This window comes from Vibrio sp. 1CM7H, assembly GCF_023161645.1.
GTDB lineage: Bacteria > Pseudomonadota > Gammaproteobacteria > Enterobacterales > Vibrionaceae > Vibrio > Vibrio diabolicus.
On sequence record NZ_JALNTV010000002.1, the window covers coordinates 693,069 to 704,620 of the forward strand.

The 11,552-nt window shown below is 44.6% G+C and carries 9 protein-coding genes; 3 read left to right on the forward strand and 6 right to left on the reverse strand.

The window, feature by feature from the left end:
* Positions 1-4: 4 nt before the first annotated feature.
* Positions 5-3,058, reverse strand: a complete 3,054-nt coding sequence (locus MSG33_RS11425) for a DNA translocase FtsK 4TM domain-containing protein (RefSeq protein ID WP_248381105.1) — start codon at positions 3,056-3,058, stop codon at positions 5-7.
* 152 nt (positions 3,059-3,210) lie between these two features.
* Positions 3,211-3,705, reverse strand: coding sequence for a leucine-responsive transcriptional regulator Lrp (gene lrp, locus MSG33_RS11430; protein ID WP_005378234.1), 495 nt, complete (start codon positions 3,703-3,705; stop codon positions 3,211-3,213).
* 156 nt (positions 3,706-3,861) lie between these two features.
* Here lrp and ald point away from each other — a divergent pair, with 156 nt between their 5' ends.
* Complete coding sequence (gene ald / locus MSG33_RS11435) at positions 3,862-4,986, forward strand: alanine dehydrogenase (RefSeq protein ID WP_005378241.1); 1,125 nt, start codon at positions 3,862-3,864, stop codon at positions 4,984-4,986.
* Between the two features lie 93 nt (positions 4,987-5,079).
* Here the strand turns inward: ald and MSG33_RS11440 are convergent, their stop codons facing one another.
* Together MSG33_RS11440 and cysB are read right to left on the reverse strand one after the other, a co-directional pair.
* Positions 5,080-6,276 (reverse strand): methyltransferase, encoded by a 1,197-nt coding sequence (locus MSG33_RS11440; RefSeq protein ID WP_134646911.1) that lies wholly within the window; start codon positions 6,274-6,276, stop codon positions 5,080-5,082.
* Between the two features lie 53 nt (positions 6,277-6,329).
* On the reverse strand, positions 6,330-7,304 hold the full coding sequence (gene cysB, locus MSG33_RS11445) for an HTH-type transcriptional regulator CysB (RefSeq protein ID WP_006742885.1): 975 nt from the start codon (positions 7,302-7,304) through the stop codon (positions 6,330-6,332).
* Between the two features lie 313 nt (positions 7,305-7,617).
* On the opposite strand from cysB, the gene MSG33_RS11450 reads away from it, so the two are divergent.
* Positions 7,618-8,382, forward strand: a complete 765-nt coding sequence (locus MSG33_RS11450) for a hypothetical protein (RefSeq protein WP_006742886.1) — start codon at positions 7,618-7,620, stop codon at positions 8,380-8,382.
* A gap of 97 nt (positions 8,383-8,479) precedes the next feature.
* On the forward strand, positions 8,480-9,250 hold the full coding sequence (locus MSG33_RS11455; protein WP_248381108.1) for a tRNA isopentenyl-2-thiomethyl-A-37 hydroxylase MiaE: 771 nt from the start codon (positions 8,480-8,482) through the stop codon (positions 9,248-9,250).
* 129 nt (positions 9,251-9,379) lie between these two features.
* Here MSG33_RS11455 and MSG33_RS11460 read toward each other — a convergent pair whose 3' ends face one another.
* Positions 9,380-11,008 (reverse strand): methyl-accepting chemotaxis protein, encoded by a 1,629-nt coding sequence (locus tag MSG33_RS11460; protein ID WP_248381111.1) that lies wholly within the window; start codon positions 11,006-11,008, stop codon positions 9,380-9,382.
* Positions 11,009-11,163: 155 nt separating this feature from the next.
* A complete protein-coding gene (locus MSG33_RS11465; protein ID WP_109168505.1) occupies positions 11,164-11,430 on the reverse strand; it encodes a hypothetical protein in 267 nt (88 codons plus the stop codon).
* Between the last annotated feature and the right edge of the window lie 122 nt (positions 11,431-11,552).

Here is an 11,552-nt window from a genome sequence, read left to right on the forward strand (position 1 = left end):
TTCATTAATCTTTTGGCGGCGCAGGAGCTAAAACTTCGCGGTTACCGTTGTGACCCGGTGCACTCACGATACCTTGCGCTTCGAGTTGCTCAACAATACGGGCGGCACGGTTGTAACCGATCTTAAATCGACGCTGTACGCCAGAAACAGAGCCTCGACGTGACTGAACTACGTGCTCAACGACTTGATCGAAGAGTGGATCCACATCTTCATCCGCTTCCATTTGCTCACCTGGCAATAAGCTTTCTGGACTTTGATCTCCGCTGATGATCTCTTCAATGTAGTTCGGTTTACCACGCGCTTTCCAGTTGTTTACAACCGCATGAACATCGTCATCTGATGCAAACGCACCATGAACACGGGTCGTATGGCTAGAGCCTGGTGGTAAGTACAACATGTCACCCATACCAAGCAGTGATTCTGCACCGCCTTGATCTAGGATTGTACGAGAGTCCGTTTTAGTCGATACCGTAAACGCAACACGAGTTGGAATATTCGCTTTAATCAGACCCGTGATAACATCCACCGATGGACGTTGAGTCGCAAGAATTAGATGAATACCTGCCGCACGCGCCTTTTGTGCCAAGCGTGCAATCAGTTCTTCTACCTTCTTACCCACCACCATCATCAGGTCAGCAAATTCATCGACAACAACAACGATATACGGCAGTTTTTCTAGCAATGGCGGTTCCGTATCCATACTGTCGCCTTCTTGCCAGAATGGGTCATGAATTGGGTGGCCTGCTTCTGCTGCCATCTTCAACTTCTCGTTAAAGCCTTTCACATTACGAACGCCCAATGCCGACATCAACTTATAACGACGTTCCATCTCACCCACACACCAACGTAGAGCGTTTGATGCGTCTTTCATATCAGTCACAACTTCAGAAAGAAGATGAGGGATACCTTCGTAAATAGAAAGCTCTAGCATTTTCGGGTCAATCATGATGAAGCGCACATCTTCTGGACCTGCTTTATATAGCATGCTCAAAATCATCACGTTCACACCCACCGACTTACCAGAACCAGTTGTACCTGCTACTAGCACGTGAGGCATCTTCGCAAGATCGGCCACAACAGCTTCGCCCGCAATGTCTTGACCTAATACAACCGTTGTTGGTGACGTTGCTTGCTCAAACTGAGGACTACTGATTACATCAGATAAATAGACCGTCTGACGACTCATGTTTGGCAGTTCCAAACCAATGTAAGGCTTGCCAGGGATAACTTCTACAACACGTACCGCCATCGCAGACAAGGCACGCGCTAAGTCAGTTGAAAGACCGGAAATACGGCTTACTTTTACCCCCGGTGCCAAATCAAGCTCGAAGCGAGTGATCACTGGACCAGGATAAATCCCCACCACGTCGGCTTTGATTTTGTAGTCCGCTAGCTTGCTCTCAACCAATCGAGCGACCTGCTCTAGAGCATCTCGGTCGATAAAGTTTTCGCGTTTTTCTGGATGGTAAAGCAACTCGAGCGTTGGAAGTGGCTCTTCTGGAACAGGCAAGTTTTCTTCTTTCTGTACCAAAAATGGGTTCTGTGTCGCTGCTACTTTCGCTTGCGCACTAGAAACCATGTCTTGGAATGCCGCTACATCTTCGTCGCCGTCTTGAACCTCTTCAACCTCCGCTTTTTGAAGTGCAGGTTCAAATGTTGTTGAAGGTGTTGCCACTTGCTGATGAGGTGTTGTTGGAGCTGGCTGTACTTGTTGTACAGACTGTGACTCCACTTCGTCTTCATCGTCTAACACGTCAAAATCAGAGATCGTAGGTTCAATGTGTTGACTCGATTCTGTTTGCTCCGTGATGCTATCTAGCGCAGCGGAATCAATTACAGGCTCTTCATGCACAGGATGCTCAAGACTTGGCTGCTGTACTTGTTCTGCTTCAAATTGTTCGTACTCCGCATAATCTGGTTCAACACTGATCGGTTCTTCTGTAGCTGTATGTTGCTCTACATAGGAAGAGTAAGTATCTGCAAATGATGGGGCTACCTGTTCTTCAGTTCCCCAGTCATCTGCTTGTTGCGCTGCAGCTTCAAGCTCTTCTATCGTGACATTCAGCTGCTTGGTACGCTCCAGAAGCGGGTCAACGTTATCAGTATTCACCGCATGGACAGGTTGCGTTTGGTGCTCAGGTTGAGCATAAACTGGCGCAGCATTAACCGTAGCCTTGCGTTGTGGTGGCGTTGGTTCCACCATCATTTGTTCCGCTGGCTTCTCAGGTTTAGCTTGCGGCATATAAATAGGATACTCATGTGCAGGCGCCGATTCTTTCGGCTCATCGACATCGAACGCCGTTAAATGAGGAAGCGGCTCATCATCAATGTCATGGTCTACGTTATGTCTAGGCGTAGAGACTTTATCTTCCACGAACTCATCTAGCTGAGGTTCTAAAACTTCTTGCTCAGAGCCTCTTATCTTATTTGCAAGCGCCGCAATTAGCGCTAATGCACGATCTCCAAGCCACTCAACGATGTTAAGCCATGAGATGCCAGTAAAGAGAGTAAAACCCGCTCCCCATAAGAACAGCAGTACCAATGTCGTGCCAAGTACATTCAATGTAGGTAAAGCTAGGCTAGACAACACATCTCCGACGACACCACCGGACGAGAAATACCAAATATCATCAAAATTAATATCGGCTAGACCACAGCTAGTCATTATAAGGACGACAAGGCCGAGTAACCTCGTACCCCATAACATGAAATCAATTGGCTCATCTTCTCCTCGTTTACGGCAAATCACCCATGCAGCCGCAGCTAGCAAGAAAGGGATTGGATAAGCGAGAGAGCCAAATGTGAAGAATAGTGTGTCCGCAAGCCAAGCGCCGAAAAGGCCACCAGCATTGTCGATCTCCCCTCCCCATGCGGTTTGGGACCAAGAAGGATCGGCCGGACTGAAGGTAAATAGTGCAACCGCAAGCAATACCGAGCTAAGAACGCCAACGATAAAGCAGCACTCTTTTAAGCGTTGGAAGCCATTTAAGCGTGAAGACTGGGGCTCTTCACTGGTTTTGATAATGGTTTCGACTTTCTTTGCGTTCTCTTTGAACATAAATCAACTTGAATATGGAAATGAAATAGGAAATTGCAAAACATTCCGAGCGGCATCAAGCCGCTCGGTAAATTGATTTAACCATATCAAAGAGAAAAACCCAATTACTCTCTGGCGAAAGCGGAAGCATATACCGCTTTCTTTGCAAGAAATTAACGAGTTTTGATCACAAGCTGGTTAGATTGTTTCACTTCTTCCATTACAACGTATGTGCGAGTGTCATTTACGCCAGGTAGACGTAGTAACGTATCGCCCAATAGTCGGCGGTAAGCACCCATATCTGATACACGGGTTTTAAGAAGATAGTCAAAGTCACCTGATACAAGATGACACTCTTGTATGTCGTCTAGCTTTTGAACAGCTGAGTTAAACTGCTCAAATACATCCGGCGCACCACGGTTTAATGTAATCTCAACGAATACTAATAGTGACGCATCCAGGAACTGCGGATTCAATAATGCAGTGTATCCTGTGATGTAACCCTGACGCTCTAAGCGACGTACACGCTCCAAACATGGCGTTGGAGAAAGTCCCACACGTTTTGAAAGCTCAACGTTTGAAATACGACCGTCTTTCTGCAGTTCATTAAGAATGTTGCGGTCGATACGGTCTAGTTCCTTGGACGGCTTTTTATAGTTGTCTGCCATTTTTTATTCCACCTTATTACTTCCTTGCAAAAAAATATACTACAACTTTTTAATATTTGGTGCCAAATTTTACAAATCTATAACTATACTAGTTATTAATTCGACAATAACACCCTACAAACAGTTAATACAACCATTATAGAAAGAGGATACAGGATGATCATTGGCGTACCTAAGGAAATCAAGAACCACGAATATCGTGTTGGTATGATCCCAGCAAGCGTGAGAGAACTCATCTCACATGGTCACCAAGTTTTAGTTGAGACCAATGCAGGTGCCGGCATTGGTTTTTCAGACGATGATTACATCGCTGTCGGCGCATCCATTCTCCCTCATGCTGCAGACGTATTCGCGCAAGCAGACATGATTGTAAAAGTAAAAGAACCCCAAGCAGTAGAGAGAGCAATGCTCCGCGAAGGGCAAATTTTATTTACTTATTTACACCTAGCACCAGATTTTCCACAAACTGATGAGCTAATCAAGAGCAAAGCTGTCTGTATAGCCTATGAGACTGTAACAGATAATATGGGTCGTTTGCCACTGTTAGCACCAATGTCAGAAGTGGCAGGTCGGATGTCTATCCAAGCTGGTGCGCAAACATTGGAAAAATCACACGGCGGTCGTGGTCTGCTACTAGGTGGCGTACCTGGTGTTGAGCCAGCGAAAGTTGTCATCGTTGGTGGTGGTGTTGTTGGTGCAAACGCAGCTCGTATGGCTGTTGGCCTTCGCGCTGACGTAACCATTCTAGACCGCAATGTAGATACACTTCGTAAGCTTGACGAAGAGTTCCAAGGTCGTGCTAAAGTGGTTTATTCTACTGAAGACGCTATCGAGAAGCATGTTCTAGAAGCTGACCTTGTTATCGGTGCCGTTCTAATTCCTGGAGCAGCAGCGCCTAAGCTGGTAACAAAAGAGCACATTGCTAAGATGAAACCTGGTGCGGCAGTGGTTGACGTGGCTATTGACCAAGGTGGCTGTTTCGAGACATCTCACGCAACAACCCACGCAGATCCAACTTACATCGTTGATGAAGTGGTTCACTACTGCGTAGCAAATATGCCTGGTGCGGTTGCACGTACTTCAACTTTCGCATTGAACAATGCAACACTCCCTTACATTGTGAAACTCGCAAACAAAGGCTACCGTGAGGCACTTCTAGAAGACAAAGGCTTCCTTGAAGGTCTAAACGTTATTCACGGAAAAGTAACATGTAAAGAAGTAGCAGAAAGCTTTGACTTGGAATACGTTGAACCAACTCAAGCTATCGCTATGTTCAATTAATGACAAAATAAAACACAACTTGTCACGTTTTGTTTACAAAAGCCCACGCATAAGTGGGCTTTTTCATATAGAGCGTTTAGCTATAAAAAATAACTAATTCTTATATGCGCAAATTAAAATATTTCTAGGTGTAACTGATTTAGGGCAAAACTCTGACAATCTAACACGATAACCACGTTCTTCAAGATAAAGTGCTTTGTCCAATGCGAGCCAGATCTCCAATGGACGTTGAAAAACCAGTTGCACTAAGCTCATTCTCTCCATTTGCCAGAAGCGTTGTTCGCTTAACTTTTCAAAATGATCGAAATCGATTTCTTGAGAAAGAACGATACCTTTCTGCTCCGCCGCCCAGCGACACAAAGATTCAAAGCCTTCACTTAATTGCGACTTACGAATACTGGGGACAGGTTGGTACTCTGCCATGCCTAACGCTCGTCGAGTAATCAAATCGAAGCCAAGACGAAACACCATTTCCTGCTGACGATGGCGGCGTACACGCTCTCCCCCTGTCACCGTTTGCTGTAACGGGATACGCAGTTCTTGCTTAGACAATGAGAGAGAAGAAACCCTCCCCGGTTTCGACATCGGCTGGTATTGTTCCGACTTAATCAAGTGATAACAACAAGGTGAGATGGTCATCGCAGCAATCCCATTCTCACTGCCGTACTGCATTAGACGAACATGGAGGTCACCACACGCATGCAGTGCCACCGCGTGTTGCGTTGGCTTGAATACCGCTTTTGCTTTGCTATCGAACGCGTCACCTTGAATAAACGTCATTTTCCAATGGTGTTCATTCGCAGCTTGTTGCCCCGAATCACACAGTACTTGTTGATATTCGAAACTGGTCACAGGCTGATCGGTTTGTGTTGCCAGGATTCGTCCTAAATAACCTTTCCCTGAACACCACTCTAACCATTCTTCGCCACAGTGTTGTTGAATTGCAGCTTCACCCATCGAGCTGATTTGCTCCAGCTTACGTCCGGGAATGCCGTTGTCTAAACCACGAGCGAGTGCCAAACCATTTAAGGTTAAAGACTCTAAACGCGTGTGATAAGCGAGTTGTTCGAGTTGAGGCACGAACGCGCTTATCGCTTTTAAGGCGAGTTCAGGTTCCGCTTTATACTCTTCGATTTGAGAGGGAGAAAGAGACACTAACCACTGGCACAACTGAGGGTGTTGCTCTTGCCAAGGTAATGAGGTGTGAATGCTACTTTTAAATGGTTCAAACCGCCATAGCGATTCGTTTTCCAATAAGCAGTCATTAATAAATTGAAATTGCGTTTTCATAACTCCCCCTACAACGAGCGCATTGTAGAGGGAATCGAAACATCAATGAAGTGTTATCTCACCGGGAGCTCGATGTCTTTAAACATCTCTTCGATTTCTGCATTAGATTTCAACGAAATCGCCTGCTCTACCACTGGGCGAGTTAAATGAGGAGCAAAGCGTTCCATAAAATCGAACATGTATGAGCGCAGGAATGTGCCGCGACGGAAGCCAATACTTGTCGTACTAGCCCCGAATAAATGGCTCGCATCTATTGCGACTAAATCGCTGTCCTGCTCTTCATCCACAGCCATGCTCGCAATCACACCAACACCAATACCCATGCGAACATACGTTTTAATAACGTCCGCATCAGTTGCAGTGAACACCACTCTCGGGGTTAAACCCTCACGATTAAATGCGGTATCTAACTCTGAACGGCCCGTAAAACCAAACACATAAGTGACCAATGGATAAGCGGCAAGATCGCTGATCGTTACCTTATCTTTCTTCGCTAATGGATGATCTTTAGGCACGACAATTGAACGGTTCCAGTGATAACAAGGCAGCATGATGGCATCTTGATATAAGTGAAGTGCTTCTGTCGCAATCGCAAAGTTCGCCGTACCTTTAGCAATTGCCTCAGACATTTGTGACGGCGTACCTTGATGCATGTGTAATGACACTTTTGGGTAGCGAGAAGTGAAACCTTTGATGACATCCGGCAAAGCATAACGCGCTTGCGTATGTGTCGTGGTGATATTCAGCGTCCCCATTTCTGGGTGGGTGTGCTCCCCTGCTACAGCTTTGATACTTTCTACACGAGCGAGAATTTCTTGAGAGATACGTACAATTTCTTCACCAGCAGGTGTCACCTGTGTTAAGTGCTTACCGCTACGTTCAAAAATCTGAATGCCTAACTCATCTTCCAGCAACCGAACCTGCTTACTGATACCTGGCTGAGAGGTATACAAGCTTTCTGCCGTCGCGGATACATTCAGATTATGGTTTACAACCTCAACAATATACTTCAGCTGCTGCAGTTTCATCGTAATCCCTTACTTGTTCATGAGATAATTTATTGGCCACTCGGACGAGCGATATAATAATTAGTTATAACGCGTTCAAATCGAAATGAACAGTAATTTCTAACTTATACCTCAATCACATACTGATAATCCTCAACATAGAAACAATATGCACACAGTTGAGCCAATAAATGACTGAATTTCTATGATGTGACTTCTATCAGTAGCTAAAACGTGGGAGAGACAAAATAATCAAACAAATAGGGTGCCGAGTAAGATAAGATTCATGTATTCTTTAACGCTAGCCGTAGAAAAGTAAAGCAGACGCAAAGATATGAATATTGGTTTAATAATCGCTTTGGTAGCCATCCTACTGGTGTTGATCCTAGGCTATAACATTATGTTGCAGTATAAGGTCAAGGTAGAGACTGCGAAAAGACAGGAGTCCGCACGCTATGTTGCCTTGATTGATGGCACTGAAGAGTTGATTGGTCATGCGCACCATATCCCTTTTAGCAAGGAGCTGTTGCTATGTCTAAACAATCGTATTCTTGACGCGCTAGAAAGCATGCATGAGCTTGACCCGAAGAATAAGCAGCTTGCTCAACGTATCGAAAACATGAAGCAACAGATTGAGCAACTGAAAGAGAATGGTCCCACTGGCGAGAGTACCACGTTCAAAATGCCGAGCAGTGATAAACAAGCCATCGTCATGCTTAAGTTGGTGAAACGCCTCCGCGATACTATCCGTAACGAACACAATAAAGGCCGTATCGACACCCAGACTTATGTCGCTGAAAATGCGCGTTTAGAAACGATGCAGATTCGTATCAACATCGAAAACGTCATTAAAAGAGCAAATGACTCAATCGCTCGAGGTCAACCTGGTACAGCACTTCAACTGCTACGCAAAGGTATCGATGCATTGAGTACAAAGAGCGATCCCTACTCTATTCAAGCGAAACAGAAGCTTGAAGACATGCTGGGCGACCTAGATAAAAAACGCCAAGATAAAAGTGATGCCGAAATGCAGCAGATCGCCGATAAAGAGCGCGACAATGACATGGAAGCACTCTTCGGCGAGAAGAAAAAGTGGTAACATTCACTTAAGGTCAATAAAGGCTGCAATCGCAGCCTTTTTTCTATCCGTAAGATAGCGGATATGCCCAATTAGAATGTGAAGTACTAAAACTAAAATGATGAATCTAGACGCCTATCAAGATCTTCTTGCTCCCATTAACCAATTTCTGCAATGCAGCACACCTGATGAATGGGTAGAGGAAGCAAAGAAACCAGAAAACCTTCAAACCATTTTATTAGACCACCTACTGTGTGAGCTAAAAGCTGGCCAATCTGCGATGTTTTTAATTCGTAAGTATGCCGTTGACCAATCCAGTTCACATGCTCTGCTTGACTGGTTTAAACCCTATGAAGATTTTGCTTATCGCAATGTAGGCTCACTAGAAACTTTAAAAGGTAAGAGCAATATTTCCAAAGCGATCATGGCTAAGTCAAACTCACCATACAGCCAAGATTTGATCGATAAAATGGTGCTTTTGATTAAAGAGGAGTTACACCACTTTTATCAAGTTTTAGAGCTCATGGAAAGTCGTGGAATTGAGTATAAAAATATTCCAGCAAGTCGCTATGCTAAAGGGCTCATTTCGCATATGAAGACTCATGAACCGGAAACGCTGATCGATAAGCTAATCATTGGTGCGTACATCGAAGCCCGATCTTGTGAGCGTTTTGCCAAACTAGCACCACATATGGATGACGATATCGCAAAATTCTACGTTTCTTTACTGCGCTCAGAAGCACGCCACTATCAAGATTATCTAGTATTGGCAGAGCAAATCGCGGGCAAAGACATCAGCGAACGCATAGCCTATTTTGGCCGAGTTGAGGCGGATTTAATTTCTACGCCAGATACAGATTTTAAGTTCCATAGTGGTATTCCAGCCTAGCGAGCATATTCTCCCAAGATTGAGCATGCTCTGAACTTATTTATATAGACAGAGAATAAATAAGCCGGACATTTCGTCCGGCTTATTTTTTGTAGCAATGAGGTTAGGAATAAAGCTGAAACACAACAACTAGAGCTGGAATGAACCCATTCGAGTTTTCAAGTTGTGCGCTAGGCTACTGATCTGCTGGCAAGCCACAGCCGTTTGCGAAGCTCCCTCAGCCATCTCTGTTGAGGCACTATTAATATGCTCCACACTTCGATTCAGCTCTTCGGATACAGAATTCTGCTCACTACAAGCCGTTGCGATTTGTGTGCTCATTTGCGCTATGTTATCGACAGAATGTTCAATTTCTTTTATCTGGCTATCAGCGTCATTGACTTGCTCAACACACTGAGAAATGCCCTCCTGACAATCACGGCTTGAATGCCCTATTTTGCTGCTGCTCTCTTGTAGTTGATTAACAATTTCCACAATTTGTGAAGTGGAGTCTTGAGTGCGTTGCGCCAGAGAACGAACCTCATCTGCCACAACAGCAAACCCACGTCCTTGTTCACCGGCCCGAGCGGCTTCTATTGCGGCGTTCAGTGCTAACAAGTTTGTTTGCTCCGCAATCCCGCGGATCACATCTACGACCACATTGATATTGTTTGAGCTAGATTCAAGCTCACGTGCCAGTTCATCAGACTCTTGGATCGTATGTGATACACGCTCAATTACTGCGATAGTTTGTTGTAACGTCGCCGTTCCTTGCTTTGCCACTTCCGTTGCCGAGTAAGCGGAGGTCGCGCCAACTTCGGTATTTTGTGCCACTTCACTTACAGCAGCTTGCATTTCTGTCATCGCAGAAGCCACCGAGCTAAGTTCAATTTGTTGATTTTGCATACCAGAAGCGGTCTGAGAAGAAATAGCACTCACCTCCTCTACTGCTGCCGTTAGCTGAATCGTTGAGTCATTAATCTCAGAAACCAGCGAATGTAAGTTTGTTTGCATACCGACAAGCTCTTTGAGCAACGTTCCTAACTCGTCCTTGCTCAATTCACTTTCGTCGATTTGATTATTCAATTGACCCTTGGCGATTTTGGAAGCGAATTCCAATGCTCGATCAACAGGCCCGCAAATGACTCGAGAAAGCAACATGGCAGACATTACCATGACCAATGCGACGACGAGCGCCCCAACAGCAGCGCTGTATTGTGTAAATGCCGCTTCATTTTGTACTTCTTCGCTAATCAAATTCACCAACTCATCGTTCAACGCGAGGGTATCATCCAAGCTGCTCAACGCTTTTGAGTAGGTATCGAAACTCGATAAAATCACATCATTTGCACTTTCAGCATCACCTTGGCTTAGCAGTGCGTTGTAAGTCTTCGTTTCCTTGATGTATTGATTCCAAGTTTCTTTAAAAACGTTAAAAGACTGCGTTTCACGCTGATTAAGGTCGAGCTTTTCGTATTCTGCAATACCAGCCTGAACATCAGAACGCCATTGGTCGAGGCCTTTTAACCACTCACCAATTTTGGGGTGATTTGCGTTTGGCAATAAAGAGAACTCATCTTTGCGCACTTTAGTAATATCAACTTGGATACCTTTCAAAATCGCAACAGAAGGTAAGCTTTTATCTGTTAGCACTGAGATGTCTTTATTCAGTGTTAACAAACCTTGCACCAACATTACTGACACTAAACCAAACACGGCAAAAACGGTTAAATAACTAACCGATATTTTCTTTACGACACTTAAGTCTTTAATACGCATGTACTTTCTCCCTGCAGCCTTTCCAAACCTCTCACTTAAGTGAAAGCTTAACCTCTAAAACACACTGTTTTTTGCGCTCGATATCATTGAGCGCTCTTATATACATCGGCCTGAGAGATCAAATCTTGACCAGTAATTGATATTTTTATCACGTATTATTTTAGAGATAGGCTCGCATGCTCCGTATTGTGTCTACATTTTTTTATGAGCGCTTCCCGGCGCAACTCTAAGATCTCATCGATGAGTTTTTCTTTAGCGTTGATGCCAAAGTGCTGGGCATAATTTTTGACTTTTTCAATCTCATTAGGCTGCAAGCGGTATACCTCTTTCTTTAAACGAGCTTCTGCTTCGCTTCTAATCAAACCTTGCTCTTGTAGTAATTTAATGATGGTTTCATCGATTGGATTTACTGCTCTAGCCATGGTGCTCCATCTATCAATTTAAGTTCTAGCCATGTGGCTGGATGAATGACGCCGCACAACTTATAGAGCAAAGATGACAACTTGATTGCAGTGAGTACGATTCGTTAACCATCGCTATTATT

Bases quoted from the DNA above. Each gene is read 5' to 3' on its own strand.
- MSG33_RS11440 (WP_134646911.1), bottom strand. From the start codon at position 6,276: ATGAAAACGCAATTTCAATTTATTAATGACTGCTTATTGGAAAACGAA.
- MSG33_RS11450 (WP_006742886.1), top strand. From the start codon at position 7,618: ATGAATATTGGTTTAATAATCGCTTTGGTAGCCATCCTACTGGTGTTG.
- MSG33_RS11425 (WP_248381105.1), bottom strand. From the start codon at position 3,058: ATGTTCAAAGAGAACGCAAAGAAAGTCGAAACCATTATCAAAACCAGT.
- MSG33_RS11455 (WP_248381108.1), top strand. From the start codon at position 8,480: ATGATGAATCTAGACGCCTATCAAGATCTTCTTGCTCCCATTAACCAA.
- lrp (WP_005378234.1), bottom strand. From the start codon at position 3,705: ATGGCAGACAACTATAAAAAGCCGTCCAAGGAACTAGACCGTATCGAC.
- MSG33_RS11465 (WP_109168505.1), bottom strand. From the start codon at position 11,430: ATGGCTAGAGCAGTAAATCCAATCGATGAAACCATCATTAAATTACTA.
- ald (WP_005378241.1), top strand. From the start codon at position 3,862: ATGATCATTGGCGTACCTAAGGAAATCAAGAACCACGAATATCGTGTT.
- MSG33_RS11460 (WP_248381111.1), bottom strand. From the start codon at position 11,008: ATGCGTATTAAAGACTTAAGTGTCGTAAAGAAAATATCGGTTAGTTAT.
- cysB (WP_006742885.1), bottom strand. From the start codon at position 7,304: ATGAAACTGCAGCAGCTGAAGTATATTGTTGAGGTTGTAAACCATAAT.